This is a genomic window from Candidatus Nomurabacteria bacterium (assembly GCA_023898645.1).
Taxonomy (GTDB): Bacteria; Patescibacteriota; Saccharimonadia; order Saccharimonadales; family Saccharimonadaceae; genus UBA2112.
This window is the reverse complement of the sequence record CP060232.1, coordinates 838,929-858,897: the sequence shown is the minus strand read 5'-3', so window position 1 is coordinate 858,897 and position 19,969 is coordinate 838,929. Positions and strand designations below refer to the sequence as shown.

At 48.4% G+C, this 19,969-nt stretch carries 21 protein-coding genes; 8 read left to right on the top strand and 13 right to left on the bottom strand.

The window, feature by feature from the left end:
- Positions 1 to 8: 8 nt before the first annotated feature.
- Positions 9 to 2,309: a type I DNA topoisomerase gene (gene topA, locus H6797_04505; protein USN96307.1), complete on the bottom strand. Its 2,301-nt coding sequence runs from the start codon at positions 2,307 to 2,309 to the stop codon at positions 9 to 11.
- 123 nt (positions 2,310 to 2,432) lie between these two features.
- Positions 2,433 to 2,879 carry a hypothetical protein gene (locus H6797_04500; protein ID USN96306.1) on the bottom strand — a complete coding sequence of 149 codons (447 nt, stop codon included), beginning with the start codon at positions 2,877 to 2,879 and terminating at the stop codon, positions 2,433 to 2,435.
- 143 nt (positions 2,880 to 3,022) lie between these two features.
- On the opposite strand from H6797_04500, the gene H6797_04495 reads away from it, so the two are divergent.
- Positions 3,023 to 3,469 (top strand): hypothetical protein, encoded by a 447-nt coding sequence (locus H6797_04495; protein USN96305.1) that lies wholly within the window; start codon positions 3,023 to 3,025, stop codon positions 3,467 to 3,469.
- On the opposite strand, the gene H6797_04490 is transcribed toward H6797_04495, so the two are convergent.
- Both H6797_04490 and dprA read right to left on the bottom strand, forming a co-directional pair.
- The gene (locus tag H6797_04490; protein ID USN96304.1) at positions 3,470 to 4,423 is read right to left on the bottom strand and encodes a trypsin-like peptidase domain-containing protein; all 954 of its coding nucleotides are present in this window, start codon (positions 4,421 to 4,423) and stop codon (positions 3,470 to 3,472) included.
- A 50-nt stretch (positions 4,424 to 4,473) separates the two neighbouring features.
- A complete protein-coding gene (dprA, locus tag H6797_04485) occupies positions 4,474 to 5,331 on the bottom strand; it encodes a DNA-protecting protein DprA (GenBank protein ID USN96303.1) in 858 nt (285 codons plus the stop codon).
- Positions 5,332 to 5,794: 463 nt separating this feature from the next.
- Between dprA and H6797_04480 the strand changes: the two genes are divergently transcribed.
- The 3 genes from H6797_04480 (at position 5,795) to H6797_04470 (ending at position 7,646) form a co-directional block, all read left to right on the top strand.
- On the top strand, positions 5,795 to 5,938 hold the full coding sequence (locus tag H6797_04480; GenBank protein USN96302.1) for a hypothetical protein: 144 nt from the start codon (positions 5,795 to 5,797) through the stop codon (positions 5,936 to 5,938).
- Positions 5,939 to 6,198: 260 nt separating this feature from the next.
- Positions 6,199 to 6,474, top strand: coding sequence for a hypothetical protein (locus H6797_04475; protein USN96301.1), 276 nt, complete (start codon positions 6,199 to 6,201; stop codon positions 6,472 to 6,474).
- A gap of 137 nt (positions 6,475 to 6,611) precedes the next feature.
- Entirely contained in the window at positions 6,612 to 7,646 is a 1,035-nt protein-coding gene (locus tag H6797_04470; GenBank protein ID USN96300.1) for a DUF475 domain-containing protein, read from the top strand.
- On the opposite strand, the gene H6797_04465 is transcribed toward H6797_04470, so the two are convergent.
- On the bottom strand, positions 7,643 to 8,203 hold the full coding sequence (locus H6797_04465) for an aminoacyl-tRNA hydrolase (protein USN96299.1): 561 nt from the start codon (positions 8,201 to 8,203) through the stop codon (positions 7,643 to 7,645). The genes H6797_04470 and H6797_04465 overlap by 4 nt on opposite strands.
- Positions 8,204 to 8,288: 85 nt before the next feature.
- Between H6797_04465 and H6797_04460 the strand changes: the two genes are divergently transcribed.
- Complete coding sequence (locus H6797_04460) at positions 8,289 to 8,489, top strand: hypothetical protein (protein USN96298.1); 201 nt, start codon at positions 8,289 to 8,291, stop codon at positions 8,487 to 8,489.
- A 3-nt stretch (positions 8,490 to 8,492) separates the two neighbouring features.
- On the opposite strand, the gene der is transcribed toward H6797_04460, so the two are convergent.
- The 8 genes from der to H6797_04420 all read right to left on the bottom strand — a co-directional run bounded on the left by der (position 8,493) and on the right by H6797_04420 (position 17,930).
- A complete protein-coding gene (gene der / locus H6797_04455; protein ID USN96297.1) occupies positions 8,493 to 9,884 on the bottom strand; it encodes a ribosome biogenesis GTPase Der in 1,392 nt (463 codons plus the stop codon).
- A 139-nt stretch (positions 9,885 to 10,023) separates the two neighbouring features.
- Positions 10,024 to 11,151 (bottom strand): DUF4185 domain-containing protein, encoded by a 1,128-nt coding sequence (locus H6797_04450; GenBank protein USN96296.1) that lies wholly within the window; start codon positions 11,149 to 11,151, stop codon positions 10,024 to 10,026.
- Positions 11,152 to 11,303: 152 nt separating this feature from the next.
- Positions 11,304 to 12,575: a DUF4185 domain-containing protein gene (locus tag H6797_04445; protein ID USN96295.1), complete on the bottom strand. Its 1,272-nt coding sequence runs from the start codon at positions 12,573 to 12,575 to the stop codon at positions 11,304 to 11,306.
- Between the two features lie 49 nt (positions 12,576 to 12,624).
- Positions 12,625 to 13,314, bottom strand: coding sequence for an rRNA pseudouridine synthase (locus H6797_04440; protein USN96294.1), 690 nt, complete (start codon positions 13,312 to 13,314; stop codon positions 12,625 to 12,627).
- Positions 13,315 to 13,338: 24 nt separating this feature from the next.
- Positions 13,339 to 14,346: a response regulator gene (locus H6797_04435; protein USN96293.1), complete on the bottom strand. Its 1,008-nt coding sequence runs from the start codon at positions 14,344 to 14,346 to the stop codon at positions 13,339 to 13,341.
- Positions 14,347 to 14,407: 61 nt separating this feature from the next.
- Positions 14,408 to 16,438, bottom strand: a complete 2,031-nt coding sequence (locus tag H6797_04430; GenBank protein ID USN96292.1) for a PAS domain-containing protein — start codon at positions 16,436 to 16,438, stop codon at positions 14,408 to 14,410.
- Positions 16,439 to 16,623: 185 nt separating this feature from the next.
- Entirely contained in the window at positions 16,624 to 16,926 is a 303-nt protein-coding gene (locus tag H6797_04425; GenBank protein USN96291.1) for a DUF427 domain-containing protein, read from the bottom strand.
- Between the two features lie 29 nt (positions 16,927 to 16,955).
- Positions 16,956 to 17,930: a methionine adenosyltransferase domain-containing protein gene (locus H6797_04420; GenBank protein ID USN96290.1), complete on the bottom strand. Its 975-nt coding sequence runs from the start codon at positions 17,928 to 17,930 to the stop codon at positions 16,956 to 16,958.
- Positions 17,931 to 18,261: 331 nt separating this feature from the next.
- Here H6797_04420 and H6797_04415 point away from each other — a divergent pair, with 331 nt between their 5' ends.
- The 3 genes from H6797_04415 (at position 18,262) to H6797_04405 (ending at position 19,907) form a co-directional block, all read left to right on the top strand.
- Positions 18,262 to 18,639: a hypothetical protein gene (locus tag H6797_04415; GenBank protein ID USN96289.1), complete on the top strand. Its 378-nt coding sequence runs from the start codon at positions 18,262 to 18,264 to the stop codon at positions 18,637 to 18,639.
- Between the two features lie 111 nt (positions 18,640 to 18,750).
- On the top strand, positions 18,751 to 19,290 hold the full coding sequence (locus tag H6797_04410) for a 2'-5' RNA ligase family protein (protein USN96288.1): 540 nt from the start codon (positions 18,751 to 18,753) through the stop codon (positions 19,288 to 19,290).
- 74 nt (positions 19,291 to 19,364) lie between these two features.
- Positions 19,365 to 19,907: a carboxymuconolactone decarboxylase family protein gene (locus H6797_04405; GenBank protein USN97111.1), complete on the top strand. Its 543-nt coding sequence runs from the start codon at positions 19,365 to 19,367 to the stop codon at positions 19,905 to 19,907.
- Positions 19,908 to 19,969 lie beyond the last annotated feature (62 nt).

The following is a 19,969-nucleotide window of genomic DNA, read 5'->3' as shown; positions in this document are numbered from 1 at the left end:
TAATAGGGTTATTTCTTGCGACGCGCAAATCGTTTTTTAGAGGTCGGAGCTTCATCTAACATCTGTTTTGCTTGTTCGTGAGTGATTGATTTTGGATCAGTATCTTTCGGAATCTTGGCGTTCTTTTTGCCGTCAGTAACATAGGGCCCCCAGCGACCGTTGAGAACTTTAACGCCATCACCAAAGTCGGCAATGTTTTTTTCTGCTTCAGCCTTGAGTTTAGCTTCGTAGAGTTCAAGGGCTTTTTCGAGCGTGATATCGTGCGGATCTTCGGGTTTGATACTCACGAATAATTTATCGACTTGGATATAGGGACCGAAGCGGCCGATGTTAGCTTTGATTTCTTTGCCGTCGGAGGTTGTGCCTACAAGACGTGGCAGCTGAAAGGCTACGAGAGCTTGCTCTAATGTGACGGATTCAATTTTCGCGCCAGTTGGCATGGGTGCGAACTGTGGCTTATCGTCGTCGGTTGCTTCGCCAAGTTGTAGCATGGGACCGAAGCGGCCAAAGCGGGCGGTGATGAGCTTGCCGGTCTTTGGATCGGTACCTATGGTACGCGACTGCCCTACTTTGCTACGGTCAATGCCGCCAGATTGTTCGATGAGTTTGTGAAATGGCGTGTAAAATGCCTTTAGCATGGCATTTCGCGCTAGTTTATTAGTCGCAATCTGGTCAAATTGTTCTTCTACTTTGGCTGTGAAATCGTAGTCGACAACTTGTTCGAAATGCTCGCCTAGAAAATCGGCAATCAATTCACCGGCTGGAGTCGGTACCAGTTTGCCTCTGTCGGCGCCGGTTTTTTCTTGGATCACTTCTTTGTTAACCGTATCGTTTTTCAAAGACAAGACAATTGTATCGCGTTCTGTGCCTTCTCCCTCGCCACGCAGTACGTAGCCACGAGTTTGGATGGTATCGATAATAGTTGCATAAGTTGACGGGCGTCCAATTCCGAGCTCTTCGAGCTTTTTAACCAAACTACCTTCAGTGAATCGTGCTGGGGGTCGTGCGAAGGTTTGTTTTGCGGTTGCTTCGTTTAATTGCAACAAGTCGCCTTTCGTTACTGCTGGCAAAATGTCGTCTTCTTTTTTATTTGTACCGTAGACCTTTAGGAATCCGTCGAACAAGATTACTTCGCCCTTAGCTTCGAATGTTTCTTTTGATGAGCTGATAGAGATAGTGATGGTAGTTTTCTCGAGCCTGGCAGGTGCCATCTGGCTGGCGAGTGTACGATTTCGTATGAGGTTGTATAATTTTTGATCGTATTCGTTAGAACTGCCCTGTTCTAGGCCCATGTCTGTTGGACGGATGGCTTCGTGAGCTTCTTGGGCGCCAGATGACTTGGTTTTAAATTGACGAACCTGACTATAGTCGGCGCCGTACTTGCTAACAATGAAATCTTTGATAGCTGCAATAGCCTGCCCTGACAGATTGACGCTGTCGGTACGCATATATGTAATTTTACCGGCTTGATAGAGTTTTTGCGCGCTGGCCATGGTTGCCTTGCTTCCGAAACTGAGGCGCGAGTTTGCTTCTTGCTGGAGAGTACTTGTAGTAAACGGTGCCGTCGGATTGCGTGTACCTGGCGTAGTGGCAATATCAGTAACCGTAAAGGTGGCGTCGAGCAGACTCTCAAGAAATTGTTGAGCTTGTTCTTCAGTTTTGAAACGTTGTGGTAACTCGGCTTTTATCTCATCCTTACCCTGCATAAATATCGCAGTGACCTTGAACTGGAACGAGCCTTCGAACGCAGTAATCTCGCGCTCACGTTCGACAAGTAAACGAACTGCTGGCGATTGGACGCGACCGGCAGATTTACCACCAGGAACTTTTTGCCATACGACCGGACTGAGCTCAAAACCGACGATGCGGTCGAGGATTTGTCGAGCTTGTTGTGCTTGCACCAGATGCATATCAACGGTACGAGGATTTTTAACAGCCTCTTCGATGGCGGTCTTTGTGATTTCGTGAAATACGATCCGATTCGTTGTAGCAGGATCAAGTTTCAGGACTTCGCAAAGATGCCAGGCAATAGCCTCTCCTTCGCGGTCTTCATCGGTTGCAAGCCAGACGGTGTCGGCAACTTTAACGGCCTTTTTTAGTTCTGTAATAACTTTTTTCTTCTCTGGGTCGACTTCGTATTGAGTTTTGAAGTCATTCTTGACGTCGATTGGCGGCGTGCCGTCTGTGGTCTTTTTGACGATACTGCGGATGTGACCAATAGAAGACAAGACAACAAAATCACGACCGAGATATTTCTCGATCGTTTTTGCCTTGGCTGGCGACTCGACGATAACTAGATTCTTTGTCATATATTTATATGCCGCACCCCATCTCTTTAGCATGGCACAACGAATAATTGTATGCAAGAAAGCAACTTTGTCAAGAAAAGACAAGGCCGCCCCTGAGGGCGGCGGTTGCCTGACGTGAACCAGCTATGAAAGTCGAACGGCAAAGTGTCCGCACTCACCTACTAATATGTACGGCTCGTCTTCGGTTGGTTCTTGTGACTGCCAATCGATGGTTGATTGTGTGCAGGCACGATAGAACTTGCCGTATATTCCGGTTAGTAAGTTGGCTGTATCGACATCGAAATCTACGACGGCGTCATAGTCTGACGGTGCGCATGTACGAAAAAAATCTTCATGCGCGGCCGCAAGAGCCGTCACAATGGAGCGCCACGTCGCCGTGGTCTTTCGTTCGACGGAATACTTCCAGACAAAATCATTAGTGGCCATGTCGATGTAAAAAACTGGAGCATCTACCTTCTGAACGCCGTCGATGTTCGCGATTCTGATCTGTAGTCGCGTCAAAGGGTGTAGGTCGTGTGACCACGAAACTGCACTGATTTTCGAGTCGGTTACGTAAAAGCTTCGCTTCATATCCATGTTTTAAGCCTTTCAGCTGGTTTATCAAGCTACGATTGCCCGACGGATGTGGGCAACGATGAGCCTACTATATCATATTTTAAGGATAAAATAGATATCTGCCCACATAATTGACTTCTTATATATATTGTGTCACGATGTTATCCATTATGAAAAATGCTGCTAGTTATGAATTGTCTGTTCACAGCTTCACTCACATACACAAAAACCTTGCTGAGCTGAGCTTGGCGACCATACCTTTAAGCGTGCCGACAAGAGATGAAAATCTACTTATCAATAGTGGCGAAATATATAATCCACGACGGATTGTCGTAGAGACTGAACGTGCGGGCCGGGATTTCGTAGTGCGTCGTGAAGATAGTCAACCTATCCAAGTGGTGGAAGCTGATGATCGGCGAGAGACGTGCGGACAAGAACTGTTTTATGAGCCTCTTGATTACCTGACACTTTCAAGTAATGAGAAGTTTGTCTGGCATGTTAATACGACCGAAGGCAATGTACGCGATACGGATATGTTACGAGAATTTGTCGGTATTTTATCGACGTTTGCCCTGACTAAGCAGTTGCGAATTAAAAATGACTAATTAACAGCCATCGGTCGGCTGTTGTTTCGCCTGCAGATCATCGATGAGCGATGGCGTTGAGTCTTGTATGAGAAATACGTTAACCCCAGTTTCGTTAGAAGAGTTCTTGAAAGTTACGCCAAGGTCGTTTTCTACTTCTGGAAGTGACGAGTAATTAAAGAGATTGATAGTTGTGCCGACTAGATTGCCAGCTGCGTCGTAGACGGGGCCACCACTTGATCCCCCGCGTGCATCAGTCTCTGGTGGCATGCTGTATGATTTGATGCCCGCGATAGCCATAGTTGTGCCGTCTGAAAACTGTTTTAAAGCGATAGCACCGAAGATTGCTGGTTTGTTGAGGCCTGCCTGTAGTTCGTTAGCGTATAGGTCTTTCGCGTAGGGCGATCGTAGTCTATTGTCTGCTGTCGGCTCGTAATTAACGAGGTATAGCGGCGTTCCGGGTGAAATTTCCGAAGAAGAATCTCTAAAGTGTGTCGGTGTTGAGTAAGGAAGAGGCTCGTATGCCGTTTCAACAAGGAGAGCATCTTCTGGAGCGTTATTGAGGACGATGTTAACCTTTCCGCTGGTGTCGCCAGTAAAGGTTCCGGCTTTTTTAATAACCGGGATTGATTCGCCGTCTGCGGTGATTGCTGATTGACTGCTGATAGACATGTCTACGCAAAGTGTTAGCGCATTACTTGCAAGCTGGTAGTCGCAATGGCCCGCGCTTAAATAGTCGCGTTGGTCTACGCGTACTCCAGAGCAATATTCTGTTTGAGAAAGGAATGGAATGTTGTCGGTGAGTGCGACAACGTTAGGAATCTGTTGTGTGACGGCATCGGGCAGCGTTTCGGGTAGACTATCTAGATTGATTTCTGTATATGCGGGGGTCAGATTTAAAGCATTGACTATATTTGAACCGCACCCGGATAGTAGTGTTGCTGATGCAAGTACCGCTCCAACTTTTTCTATCATGCCAGCCATTTTTTCATATCTCGGGCTTGCTGTCTACCGCGTCTCAAGTGCTAGCGAAGGGTCCACTGGTTGGCGCCGAGAGCGCGGATCGTATTGCTTAGTTCCATCATTGTCAGTTCTGTTGCGAATTGTCCAGCGTCGCTTTCTGAAAGGCGCTGAAGCTCATCTCCATCGCGAGTCCCTGATTGTAACAATTGGATGATTTTGGTTTGTAGAGGATTGTCACCGAGCGCTAATTGCGTCTGAGGTTTCAATAGCTCGGGAGCGATGACTTCGAGTATGTCTTCTGCGCATGTCACTGGTGTTGCTCCTTGTTTGAGCAGGCTGTTGCAGCCGGCAGACTGCGGGCTGGTTATGTTGCCGGGTATGACAAAGACTTCCTTGCCTTGCTCGAGTGCGTGTCGTGCAGTGTTAAGCGTGCCGCTGCGAGCGGATGCTTCGGTAATCAGTACGGCGTCGGACAGACCACTGACAATTCGATTGCGCGCCAAGAACTGAAAATCGCGAGCCGGAATGGTTGGCTCGTATTCGCTAATGATTGCCCCGCCATGAGACACTATATCTTCACCAAGTTGGCGATTTGTGGCTGGCGTTAGCTTGCTGAGCCCGTTTGCTTGCACTGCTATCGTCATGCCGTGAGCATCGAGTGCGGCTCTGTGTGCGATTGCGTCGATACCGAGCGCCATGCCGCTGACAATCACGACGCCTCGTTTTGCTAGGTCGCCAGCAATCCTTGAGGTGACTTCCGTTCCATAGGGAGTTGGTTTGCGCGTGCCTACGATTGCGACTGTCGGTACACGATGCTCCGGCAACGTGCCAATATAATACAACTTTTTAGGCATAAGCACAATGGAATCTATAATCTGTAAGAAATTATTAGACTGGGGTGATATTTGGTTGATTTTCATGGGAATTGTGTCAGAAAGTGTTGACATTGTGTCAAATACGTGCTAATATGAACATGGTTGATGGCCCTCGGGTCATCCAATCGCACCTTATACCCCCTATTCTAACTTATGTTAGGTTGCATGCAATGTTTCTTTAAAGTAACTACCCTCCACTTTTCAGAATTAGTTCCTCGGAACTTGACAATCATTGCGTGCATACTAACCCCTTTAACCAGCGGACCTCCAAGTTGTGAGGTGGGTCACGCCTCGATATGCGTTCACTCGTGTATCCCCCATTCGGGTGGGTTGAAGGGCCAAATGAGGCCAGGTGATGCCCACCCTTACCTGGTCTCTTTTGGTTTTTAAGGATATGAATCTGAGGTGCGTCTTATAAATACTTGATTAACATAATAAAATATGTTATAAATATAAGTAGTGTATGTAACTATGCACTACGTTCCTTACAATTCGACAGAGGAGAATTATGTTCCTGCTTGCACTGTTTGGCGTTGCGATTTTGCTCGCCGTGCCCGGTCTGGTCGTTCACTACGTGCTCGGCTACCAGAACGAGTCGAGTGAGCCCGTGTGGGACGACAGCCACAGCAAAAATTTTCGCGGCGTATTGTAAATCGCGATAACTCGCTTCTACGCGGGATGCAAATCTAAATCTGACCATCTCTGATGAGTTGGATTGGGAGCAGCGGACTCATTTCTCCTCTGTCTCCCTCAACTTTCGCTATGAAACAATTCATGGCGGTAGTTGCGGGAGGTATTGACATATAATACTCAAAGTAGTATAAATAGTTAACGGTTTGGCGACAATGTTGTCCCAAGCAAATCTTTTTAGTTCGAACCACAACCGTTGTGGTTCATGGACAGAGGAGAAAAATGGGTAATCATGCACCGCAGGATCGGGAGCTGAATCAGTATGACTATTTGGCGCTGACTCATTTCTATCTTGCTTCGCTGGCGCTTGTCTTTGTGGCTGCCGTCAGCCTTGTGTTTTATCGTGACCCATGGGGTATTCCAGTGCACGGTGATATTGCCTGGAAGTTTGCGATCGTTCTTGCCATTTCGGTCTGGTTCGCGGGTCATATCTGCGAAGCGAACCGTTGCCGTAAACAGGCGTCCTGTCAACGAGAGTTTGAAGATACAAACGTCTAACGACCCCCCTATCTGATTAACGGCTATCAGCGACGATAGCTTTAATCGAAAGGCATTAGAGCTATTTCTCCTATGTCTTTCAGCCCGGACTACTTCTTTTAGAAAAGTCCGGGTTTTTAATTGCTATAATGATGCCTATGCATAAGTATCACCCGCTTCGGATATTTGCCGTTTCTGGACTTCTCACTATTCTTTTGGGCGGCGTGGTGGCGCTTTATGGCGGACTAGATGGGCTTTGGCTGTATGTCATACTTGTGTTGCTTGAAATCACGTTCAGTTTTGACAATGCTGTTGTGAATAGCAAAATACTTATGAAACTTAGTCCGATGTGGCAAAGTCTATTTTTGACGGTCGGTATATTCATAGCGGTGTTTGTAGTGCGGTTTTTGCTGCCGGTACTTATCGTTATGTCGAGCGCGGGACTTGGGGGCGGTGAAGTTGTTGATCTGGCACTAAATCATCCTGTTGAATACGGTCATAAGTTACATGAGGCCGCGCCTCTTATCGATGCGTTCGGCGGTACGTTCTTGCTGATGATTGGTCTTGCCTACTTTGTGGATCGAGAAAAAGATGTGCATTGGTTGCCCGCCGTAGAACGGTGGTTGTCACGTGCTGGGCGCGTGCGGTTTCTCAAATTAATCGTAATGTTGATTGTCGCGCTAGTGCTCTACTTGACTGTAGCGCCGGAGCTGCGCGATGCTGTGGTTGCCGCCAGTCTGCTCGGTATTGCACTGCATGTCGGGCTAGAGAGCCTCTCAGTGCTATTTAACGGCCATAATAATCATGCTGTGAAGACAAAGCAATATACAGGCATGGCAGCTTTTATGACATTTATGTATTTACAAGTTCTAGATGCGTCGTTTAGTTTCGATGGCGTCGTTGGTGCGTTTGCCATTACAAGCAGCGTGTTTCTTATTATGGCGGGTCTGGGAGCTGGCGCGTTATGGGTGCGATCTCTCACTGTATATATGGTACGAAGGGGTACGCTTGCGAAATATCGCTACTTGGAACATGGCGCGCACTGGGCAATACTGGCACTCGGCATGGTGATGCTGGCAAAATTGTACTATGTTGAACCGCCTGATTGGTTGACAGGATCGTTGGGATTAATATTTATCGTAACTGCTGTCGTTACGAGCATACTCGAAAAGCGCCAAGCCAAAGTTCGTTAGAGCGAGTGACTGGAGCTGGCGTGCTTGTCGGCTATAAAATCATTAATTAAATCAGCGATTTTTGGGAAGATGTCACTTTGAAGTTTTTCGTTTTCGTCGGCGCTAAAGTTTGATAAGACGAAGTCATGACTGCCTATTTTTTCGAGTAAATCGTTTTGCGTTCCGATACGAATGCGAGCGTAGTTTTCGCCGAGGTGCGCGTTGAGAGATTTGATGCCGTTGTTGCCAGCGTCGCTGCCCTTTTCGCGCGTACGAAGCGTACCAAAAGGTAGCGCTAACTCGTCGTGGAGTACAAGGATGTCTTCTGGTGCGACTTTGTAAAAATCTGCTAGCGTACGCGCCGCTCTACCTGTTTCGTTATAAAATGTCGTCGGCTTGACGAGTAGGACTTTTTCGCCGCTCATCATCACCTCTGCTATGTCGGCGGTGAATTTTGATTTAGGTTGGAATTCTAGGCGGTGTTTGTCGGCATAAAAATCAAGCGACATAAACCCGACGTTGTGACGGGTACGAGCGTATTCACGACCGGGATTACCTTGGGCGAAAACAAGTTTCATAGTACTAGTATACCCGAACACGGTTTTGTGCTTGTAATTGAGCATTTCTCTTGTGGTACTCTAGAGTTAGAGGTATATAAATACTATGACAAACAAAAAGAAATCAAAAAGATCTCATCGTAAGGGCCAAGCTAATCAAAAATTAGCAACGTTGTTTAAGATGTCGCGCGAGCAGCTATGGACGCGCAAGACGTCTGGAGCTGGCGTTCACCAGACTGATCCGCGCCGCTTACCTCGCGCCACACAGAAACGTCGCGCAATCAGTGATCAGACGCGCGTTGAATAAGGATTAACTATTCTTTTCTTGTTTGTATTTTTTGGTGACAGGATCTTTGCCCTGAGCGATTCGTTCTTTGTTGCTTTTGACTTGTTTTTCGTCAATGAAACTAAACTTGATTGGCGTACCTGAGTAGTCGTAGGTCTCACGTAGTAGGCGTTCAAAATAACGCTTGTAAGACCAGTGGACAAACTTTAGATTGCTACCGTGGATGACAAACCAAGGTGGGTTTGTATCGGTTTGCACGATATAGCGCAGCTTAGGGTGCGTGTTTTTGAGCCCGGCTGGCGGGTGTTTTTGAATTGCAGTTTGCAATAAATCGTTCAAGACTCGGGTCTTGGTTTCTTGATTGCGTCGAGCCTCGATGTCGAGTGCAAGTTCGAATAATTTTGTTACGTTCTGCCCGGTGACGCTCGATGTAAAGATAAGCGGTGCCCATGGAGTAAATTTGAATGAGCGGGCGATTTTGGGAGCGATGGCGTCACGCGTGAAGGCGTCTTTGTCTTCGACGCTATCCCATTTGCTGACGACGATAACCATGCCCTTTCCTGCTTCGTCGATGATACCAGCAAGTCGCTGGTCGAGCTGCGTGTTTAGCTCATTTGCATCCATGAGCAACAGGCAGATGTCGGCTTGTTCGATAGCTTGTAGGGTGCGCAACACGCTAAATTTTTCTATACCTACTTCTTGCTTGCCTGGTTTACGCATACCAGCGGTGTCGAGCAGTTCGATGTCGCGACCTTTGAACCTAAGCGCCACGCGATTCACGTCACGAGTAGTGCCGGCGATGTTGGCTACTATGGCCTGTTGTTTGCCTGCAAGAGTATTAAACAGATATGACTTGCCTACGTTTGGTCGGCCGATGAGTGCGATACGTAGTACTTCGTCTGGCTGCTCTTCAGTTCGCGCCGGAATGTGTGCAGTGACTTCATTGAGAACATCAGTGATGCCACTGTTGTGTTCGGCGCTGGTGCGGACAATCATTTTTATGCCGAGACGCTTAAACTCGTCGTCTTTGAGGCTTTCTTTGAGGTCGGCTTTGTTGGTGACGAGTATGACCGGTTTTTTGCTTTTTAGTGCCTTTTTAGCGATGTAGCGATCGTCGTCGCTGACGTACTGTGTGCTATCAACGACAACAACGATGACGTCTGCAGTGTCGGCAGCTTCGGTGATTTGCTCCTGGATTGAGGCTTCGAAATCGTCAGAGGGATCTTTGAGGCCGGCTGTGTCGACTAGCCAGAACTGATGCCCGTGATAGTCAACCTTGCCTAGTACGTTATCTCGGGTAGTGCCGGCTTCTCGGGCTACGATTGCCTGCTGTGCGCGCACCATACGATTAAACAGCGAACTCTTTCCGACGTTCGCTTGACCGATGATTGCAACAGTTGGTAATTTTGTAGCCATAACTGCCACCATTATAACAGAGGTAATAACTATTGACAATAGATGAGTTTTTTATTATAAATATGCCCAAATATGAAAAACCCCGAATGACGGTTGTGATACCGTCATTCGGGGTTTGTTGGAGTGATTACTTACATGTCTACAATGCTCCCCTAAGCACAGATACGTCATAGCGTGGTTCGAGTCCACAGTCTGGCGGTACCCATGTAGAGACCATCAGCAGTAAGTTCTTCGGAGTCGAACGCGGATAGATGAATCCCCCGTACAGAAATGGGTTTTGGTCCCAGGTCAGCTGTACTTTCGGTACGCTCCATGGTCCGGCCGGAGAGGGAGCACCTCGCGTAACGATCGACGGTGCGTCGGGACTACTGGTGTCCAGGTAGGACATGGCCCAGGTTTTCCCATCGCTCAATAATCGTAGCGATGGCTCTCCGAAGCTACCGGTTAAAATCGGCTTGCAGGCCGAGTAATCCGATGACCACGAATCGTCAAATACGTTGGTACCCGCCCAACATTGATACGTCGACTTGTCGAGCATGCTGTTCCACGGCACTCGCTGCAGCATCATGGGGGCGTCCGTGGCCGGCTGACGGCCTGCACGCACCGATATGATGTAAACGAAATTTCCATTCCGTTGCATGCTCATGACTTGGAAGGGACTGTCGTTATTTACCGTATCGTTGGCCCACGTAGGTCCGATCCGATAAAAATGGTTGCCGTCTGGCGACCATGCCAGGCCTGAATAGTTATTCGACCACGCCTGGTCGTCCGTCGGCCACCACGCATGAACTGACATGTACGATACGATTTCGTTGCCCGTTTCCGGGAAGCTGATACCGTCGGTTGGAATGACGGTGTATTCAGTACCGTTCTGGTGTGCATTCTGCATGATTTCCGGCGCCAGACCGGTGCCATTGATACCTGCTGCACTGTCAAAGACAAGCGGCTGACCAGGCACCGGTGTTTGGTTGGAACGCAGTAGAATTGGTGAACGCCAATTTCCTACTCCGGGTGTTGCCGTATCGAATGTATCGCCGCCCAAGAATCCAACACTGCCGTTTTCAAGGGTGAACGGGATCATCAGATCCGTCGAATCACCACCGAATTGGGATGTGGTTTTCAGGTCGGCCCCTGTAATTCGTGTCAAAAGCGGTGCGATAACTAGTGTTTGCGGCATCGGTGGCGACCACGAAGTTGCTGACGTTGGTTCCGCCAGCCCGAGCATCGCGACGAGTGTCGCGAAGAAACAGACGAACCAGCGGGACATTGTTTTTCCTCCTGATTTTAGGTGCGCTACAGAGATGTGTAGTTTCGGCCATTATACACCCGTGTACAATATATTCAACATAGTTTTGACATAAGCACAATAGGCTTTTTGTGTAAGGATAAAGTGCCAATCGGCTGAGATTAAAGGCGCACCTAGAGTGACCCTACTAAATGTGACACGTCATATTGAACTAACTTGCCGTGCTCGGAACCGTCGTTCTGTTTTTGCCACACGGACACCATAAGGATAAGATTGTCAGCGGTCGAATCAGGATGAATGAATCCTCCGTAGAGAAAGGGTTGTTGTTGCCATGTTAGTTGTACTTTTGGTTTGTTCCATTCTCCTTCGGGACCAGTTTCCGGATTTTTCAGGGTTTGCGTGACAATCTTGGGTGCGCCTGTGTAGTCGGTGTACCCGAGCGCCCATGTTCCGTCGCTTAGTTTACGGAGTGAAGGCTCACCGAAATGGCCGTCCATAATTGGTGATGCATCTTGTTTGTTACCCCAGTCGGTGCCATTCCAATATGTATATGCGTCTGCATTGAACATATCATCCCAACGTACGCGGAAGAGCATCATTGGTCCTGACTTACGTCCGGCTTGGTCGCTGACGATATATACGTAGTCGCCATCGAGCTGCATGGACCACATCTGGAATGGGTCGTTGTTGTCCTGAGTGTTTTCCCAGTGTGGGCCCATAAGTTCAAAGTGATTACCATCGGGGCTCCATGCTAATCCGGAATAATCAGTGTGCCACGTGTTGTCGGCCGGATTGTTTACCTCTACGGTGTGTTGATACGAGACGACGACACTACCGTCGGGGAGACTGATACCATCGTTGACGAGTATGTGCCATTGGCCAAGGAACTCTGGTGCCGTGCCTGTATTTGCACTTTCCAAGCCCGCTGCGCCGTCAAATGTGATTGGCTGACCTTTTGTCGGTATCGTATCTGATCGTAGCATCACCTGTGCACGGTATTGATCACCACTCGGTGGCAACTCACTGTCTTTGATAAACGGCCCTTTTACTGCGAACGTGTCGCCAAAAAGATATCCGACGCTGGCGCCATTTGGTAGACGAAATGGTATACCTAAATCGGTACCGCAGACGACAAAGTCGAGGCATGATTGCATATCAGTACCAGTATCACGTGTCAGACCCGTCTTTTCGTTGTAAGTGATAATCGGTGCGGTTTGTTCAACCGGAGGGCTAGTTTGCGCGTCCTGTAGCGTAATTCCGGGGTTGAATGGTGCTGCGTCTGGTTGGAGCGACGCGTACGTGCCTGCGGGCATCATGAGCATTGAAGTCAGGCTTGTAATGCTGAGCGCGCGCCCAACCCAGTCTGATATATATACCCTCTCTTTTTTCCTCACCAATTCTTTCGACATCAGTAGTCGTTTATTATACGCTTTATCGTGAGACATTTCACAATTTTTACGTATATACAGAGGTGGTAAATGGACGTTTTGTGCGCTATTTAGGTTCTGTAATTTCGAAAGAACCTTCTTTTATGTCATGTACGTGGTACGGTCCGAAATCAGTTCTATGCAGAGTCGTAACTGTATAGCCGAGTGCTATGAACGTACGCCGAATTTGTCGATTGCGACCTTCGCTCATAGTAACAACCCATCGTTTGCGGTCATCTGACTCCCTTTCGAGAGTTAGTTTGCTTTTGCCGTCTTCAAGGTCGACGCCAAAATCATTAATCATTTGCTGATGAAGTGGCTCCAGCGGTTTGTCGAGCTCAACAGTATAGCGTTTTACCTTGTGATAACTAGGGTGTGTCATGCGCTGCGCGAAATCACCGTCATTGGTAAGCAATATAATTCCACTGCTATCTCGATCGAGCCGGCCAGCTGTTTTGAGTGAATGATATTTATCAGGTAACAGTTCATATATGGTTGGGCTGTCGCCTTGACGTTTGCGTGAGCAAACATAGCCGCGCGGTTTGTGGAGCGCTACGTATATAAATGACACATCAGTATTAATCGGTTTACCGTTAACTCGTACCTCATTACCCTCTTCGACTCTGTCACCTAGTGTTGCAACTTTACCGTCAATAGTGACGCGTTTGCCACTAATCAGATCGTCGGCATTACGGCGCGATATACCACTGACCTGAGCCAGGTATTTGTTTAAACGAATAGGAAAGACAATATTCACTACGGATTATGATAGCACGTTGTTCTAGGCGGCGGGTGTACCTGCGACTGGTGTTGAGCCGTCGTCAGTACTAGGAGCTTCTACGCTTTCAGCAGGAGCTGGTGCAAAGGCGGGTTGCTCAGATGAAACTGGCTCCACTACAGGTGATCCTGAGAGTGCAGGCGCTTCAACGACAGGCTCGGTGCCTACTGTTGGCGTAGTTGTGTCTACGGACTCACTTACTGGTGGCTGGACCGGTTCAGAAGGCGCTACAGATTCACTTTCAACAGGCGCAACAGGTGGAAGAACTGAATCAACAGACGTGTTCTCTGCCGGTGTTTCAGGTTGAGTAATTTGCTCGCCTAAGCTATTTGGTGCTGGTGATGAAAACGGTGCAGTCGGTTGAGGTAATGTACTTTCAACTTCACTTGGCTGAGGAGGCAGCGGGCCGGCGTCTTCGTTGCCGGGTGTTGAAGCTACTGGAGCAGGTGAAGACGTGTCAGTTGGTTCTACTGTTGGTACGGTCGGGTTTGCGTTGTCGGTTGGTTGCATGTTTTCCTCTTTATTTTCGTTATCGGTTGATTCGGTTTTTTCGGTTGCTGGTGTCTCGGCTTGCTTTGCGGCATCGGCAGCTGGTGCTGTGTCTTTGCTTTCTGTCGATGCTGCAGATGCGTCTCCGCCACTTGAGTCTCCGAGGACTTCATGGACAGTACGTACGACATCTTCGATACCAACTTGTGATTTCACGAGATATTTATCGGCACCAAGCTGTTCGCCACGTGATCGTTGGTCTTCACTTGATAACGCTGTCATCATAATGACCTTTATGTCACGAGTTTCAGTGGTACTTCGCAAAATATCTAGCATGTCGAAGCCACTAATTTTGGGCATCATGACGTCACTAATGATAAGGTGAGGCTTCTCTTTTATGGCCATAGCAAGTGCTTCTTCGCCGTCACCTGCAGAAACGATGTCGTAACCCTCCGCAAGTAGACGAACACCATAGATTTCGCGCAAACTTTTGTCATCTTCTACTAATAAAATCTTTGTCATATTACCCCCATTCTACTAAAGCATTGCGGAAAATACTATACCCCTTATGCTTTTTATGTTTTTAACGTTTAGGTACTGCAAGCTGTGCAATTCGTGGATCTTGCGGGCCGACAGCCCCAGCGGCAACCTGTGCTACTTGTGGCGCGGTTGGTGCTGGAGCGACTGGCGTCGGCGGTTGTGGTGCTACTTGTGGCGCGGTTGGTGCTGGAGCGACTGGCGTCGGCGGTTGTGGTGCTACTTGTGGCGCGGTTGGTGCTGGAGCGACTGGCGTCGGCGGTTGTGGTGCTACTTGTGGCGTTTTAACTTGTGTAGCAGTTGGAGTTGCCGCTTTGAGACTTTTTTTGTGGTCGGTAATTATAGGTGTTTTTAGGGCTTCGGCACGTTGTACCATCGGCATGCTTCCTTGTCCGATGTCGGAGCTGTCGTCATTTTCATCAGCGGTCGGTGCGGCTATTTCACCAAGCTCAGCAGTGCCGCTGCCATTTTCTGGTGACGACATATCAATAAGGTGGTTGGCCTCGGTATGTGATATACGTGGAAGCTCAACTGAGAACGTTGACCCTTTCTTATATTCGCTTTCAACCCAAATTCGTCCTCCCATCGTCTCTGTCAGGCGACGGCAGAGGTAGAGACCTAGTCCGGTTCCTCCGATTTCACGCGTGTCACTATTGTCCACGCGATAGAATTTTTGGAACAGGTGCGGGATGTCTTCGGTCGGTATACCGATGCCGCTATCGGTGATTGAAACGACTACATGATCGTCATCGCCTTTGATGTCGACGACGACTTCTCCGGCAGGAGTGTATTTGATGGCGTTTTCGACAAGATTGATCACGACCTCATGCAAATGATCTGCGTCAAGGTTGACGAAAAATACTGGTTCAACTGTACGCGAGCTTCCTTTGGTGCTGTCAGTTGCAGGTTTGAAAAACAGTCTCAGTCCCTTTTCTTGTGCTTTTGAGTTGAGCTCTTCGATTACACCGCCAACAAAGACGACAAGGTCGATTACTTTAGGATTGTTAGACAGGCGTCCGTCGTCTGCTTTTGTGACGTCAAGTAGATCTTGGAGCAAGCGGCCTAAGTGTTGAGCCGAGGCGTGAGCTTTTGTGATAAATTCACGAGCCTTGTCGTCAATTTGTGCCGTTGCAGGATTTAATACTAGACCCAAATATCCTTCGATTGATGCTACCGGTGTGCGCATTTCGTGACTGGCGGTGCTAATGAATTCTGCCTGAGCACGCTCTTCTACTAGTTCTTTGGTGATGTCGCGGAACACGATAATGGCACCGGAGCCTAGTCGACCAATCGGAGACACGATAACTTCGACGGTAATTTTTTTGCCGGAGCTGGTTAGTAGTTGCAGGTCATTACGTCGTTTTGGTTGATTGGTGGTTAGGACCTCAAGAATTGGATTTTTTGAGTTGTCGAGCTCATGGCCGTCGTTCGAGAGTAGCTGTAGGACCGACTTGTAATCCAGATGGAGTGCGTCCTGGTCCTTCCATCCTACGAGTCGCTGCGCGGCGGCGTTGATTAGCTCGATTTGTTGTTTGTTGTTTATGGCAATAACGCCGTCGCTGATGGCGCCAATTACAACATCGGCTTTATTCGCGACTTGATTCAGTTTGTTCTCTAAATCGTAAAAGGCTTTATCTTTAGTCTTGTCGCTACTTGCCTTTCCGTGCCACAGTACATAACTGATAAGCAGCGGAAGTAGGCCGGCCAAAAGAATGCCGAGTACCCGACTACTTGCTAATTGGTTTGTCGTTATTGCCCAGACGGTATACCCGCCGAGTCCGGTAAGTAAAAAGGCGGTAACAGGTATGCCGAATATGCCGCTGAAGAACGCGGATATTATCCAGAGCACCAAAAACGGTGAACTGTATTGGCCGGTTTGTAAAATGACTACCCCGATAGCAATAACGAGCAGGACATACGCGGCGAGAACGCTACTGGTACGGAATTTTTCCTTAGCGAAGAAATAAGATGCGCCAGCAATAATAAAACTGACAAAGCTGATGACGACTGCAAGTATACTGACGGTAAACCCGGCATTAGGATCATCGATACCTTCTATATTTACCCACGCAAACAACGCCAATATAATGGCGTCAATTAGGGCAACTGCCTCGCAGGCGCGGCGATGCCAGAACGGTGTTAGCGCTGTAAGTTTAATGGTATATGGCCTCCCCTTTTTATGACGACAGGCTTAAGCGGTATTATACGGTTAAACCCTTGCTAAGCACAAGGGTTTAACCGTATAAAATTTCGACGGATTGACTATTCGGTTATTTCAATACCGTTCCAATACGCCACGTAGTCTTTGTAGTCCTTGCCGACGCGTTCAACTGATCCTTCTTTCGGTTCCGGATAGTACCAGGCCCCAAATTCGTTTGTTTGACCATCGACGACGACATCATAGTAGCTTGCCTCGCCCTTCCAGGGACAGGTAGTGTGGTGGTCACTGTCTTTGTAGTACTCACGTTTTATAGCATGTGGCGGAAAATACCAATTACCTTCGATACGGATTAACTCCTCTTTCGGTGCCTCTGCGATAACTGTGTTGTTCCAAGTTGCTTTCATATACAAAGTATAGCATGTTTTATTGCATCCTACTTTTCCCAAGTGAAGTCAGGATGGCCAAAGTGACCGTAGCGAGCAGTCTGCTCATAAACAGGACGTTTCAGGTCAAGGAGTTTTATGATGCCATTTGGCGACAAATCATAGCCTTCTACTTTTTCTTCGCGACCGTCCACGACAACAGTAGCTTCAAGTGGCTGATCGTGGCCTATGGCGTATGCAAGGTAAACGAAAACTTCATTCGCTTTTTCCTTTTTTAAGTAATCAATTGCGACTTTACGCGCGGCATATGCTGCCGAACGGTCGACCTTGCTTGGGTCTTTGCCACTAAAAGCACCGCCACCTATCGGAATTCGTGGGCCGTAGTTGTCGACGACGAGTTTGCGACCAGTCAGGCCGGCGTCAGCGTCAAAACCGCCCTGCTCCCAGTCTCCGCTTGGATTGACATGAAATTCAATGTTTTTCGCCGGTTTTGCCAGCGGTTCATTGTCCAGCCAGGCATCCAATCGTCGTCGCAATTTGTTACTCGGCGCATGCTGAAAACTAGCTACTACAGAGACGATTTCGCCGTCGGTTAATGTGATCTGTGTCTTGCCATCATATTCCCATTTTTCATATAGATATTGATTGAGCCGACGTGCAAGTACGACTTCGAGCGGCAGCAGTTCTTCAGTTTCGCCGGTGGCGTAACCTACCATAATGCCTTGGTCGCCTGCGCCGCCCGTGTCCACGCCGCGGGCAATTTCGCCACTCTGGTTAAAGATATGTTCTATGACTTCTACGTCGCCTGCGATTCGTCGAACTATGCTGGCTACGTCTATGTCAGTCGCCTTAGACGTTACCTCGCCTGTTACAAATACGGTACCGTGACCGCCAGTTACATCGATTGCCACTCTCGCGTGAGAATCTTGCGTCAGATGCGCATCCAGAATAGCGTCAGAAATCTGATCACATATTTTATCCGGATGTTTCGGGCTTACCGATTCGGCAGTTCTGAATTTTGGCATAAAAATAACTCCTTTCGTATCTGTCGCCCACGCGGCAGAAAAGGAGCTTGCGCATTTATCTTTCCGCTAGGGCTAGAGGGGGCACCTTATGCACACGTATGCGAACAGGTTGCCGGCAGGTCGTAGAGCTAGATCTCTCGCTGCACTCTGGATACTGATTAATTAATGTACTACCTGACTATATCATGAGTTTTGCGGTATTTGTAGACGAGAGCATTATGACTTTCCAGGACGGACTGTCATTTCGGTATGGTTTTATTTTAGTGCATTTTATGGCATGATTGAGGCCATAGTCGCACTGCGGCTCGCAACTCGAGGATTGAGAGTTACTATGAAAATGAGGCAGATCAAGGTAGCGAACTTGCCCAAGCGGCTCATCGGTATCGTGAAGAGTGCACGACAAATCGGTATGTACAACATTGTTTGCGGTAAGTTTGAGGTGCGGATGCCACTACTCGACAGCGTGGCGACCGAAGCTTTGACTAATTCTAACAATCATGCGATTCGGCAGCTTGTCCTGCACCAGTTTATCGAAGAGATGTCGTACGTAGAAGGTACGGATGACTTCAAGCCACCGGAGCTGTATCAGTTCAATCGCTTGAAGATTGAGCGAGTACGTGATGTAACGTCGCGCGAACGCAAAAAATATCTTAATCTATCACTTCGTACAGCCCTCGTTGACTACATAGATAGTATTAGTGGCGGCTAAGGCTGACTAAGTTTGCGCAAAGCCCGCGCTGGAAATTCATACGAGTTTCCGGCGCGGGCATTTTTAACGGGCGCGGTAGCTATTCTCTGCCGACCACGTTACCATGAATATATGGATGACATGCCGCATCAAGAGGTGTATTTTATCGGGATTGCCCTACCGCCAGAGTTAGACCGGCAAATTGCTGAACTGAAGTGGCGGCTGCATGAAACGAACGAAGTGGCGCTTAAACCACTAGTGCCCCATGTCACATTACTTAATCCGCCGAGCCTTCGCGGTATTATGCCGAGTGAACTGTTGCCGAAGGTCCGCGAAATCGCGAGTCGTTATTTACCACTTACCATAGCACTCGAAGAAATCGGAATATTTGGCCAGCAAGTCTGCTATCTGCGAGCCGAATCGCATAGTCTCTACTCGCTGCAGTCGCAACTGGTTAAACTACTGCCTCCGGATGTACGAGCTGCTCACTACAAGCGTCCGTATACACCTCACGTTACGTTGCTACAGGTAACAGAGCCAAACGTACTCGATATTGATAAGACGCGCGCTATCGTGGCTGAATCGATTTCGTTGCCACGACAATTTACGATTGATTCCGTGTCGTGCTTTACGCGCATCATGCCACGTGAATATCGGCCTGAATTAATCTGATTATTGATATAATGATTGCGTGGGCAGCAAATTGCTGCCTTGTTTAGTCTCCGCTTCTAGGAGGATTTATGACAATTGATCGACGACGTATACGCTCACGCGGTCTGCGCGATATCGGTTTGATAAATTGGATAATTTGTCGGATTGCCGCACGCGCCGTGGGCGCGCCGGAAATGCACCTGTTTGCCATGCTGGCATTACACAAGCGCCTGTTTTGGGCCTGGTTACCGTTTAGCGGTATGCTTCTCGGTGGCGGTAGGATTCCGCGTCAAGACACCGAACTGGTTATTTTACGTGTTGCCCATCTGTGCAAATGTGAGTATGAGCTGCAGCATCATCGTCGGATTGCTCGTAAATACGGCTTGGATTCTGAGTTCCAAGACAGAGTGTTCGTCTACCCTGACTGCGATGGTTTGACGCATCGGCACAGGGCGATGATCAAAGCGGTCGATGAGATGGTCCTTACTCGTACGATTTCGGATAACACATGGGCTGGATTGGCGTTTTATTTCGATGAAAAGCAACTTATCGAATTTAGTCTGTTGATTACCCAGTACGAGGCGCTAGCCGCGACGATTTCTGCGCTGCAAATCCGTTTAGATTTTGCGCGTGACTAGCCACGCACCTTTCTATTGAAATACCCCGGCCACACACTGTGCGAGCCGGGGTCTCTGCCCTT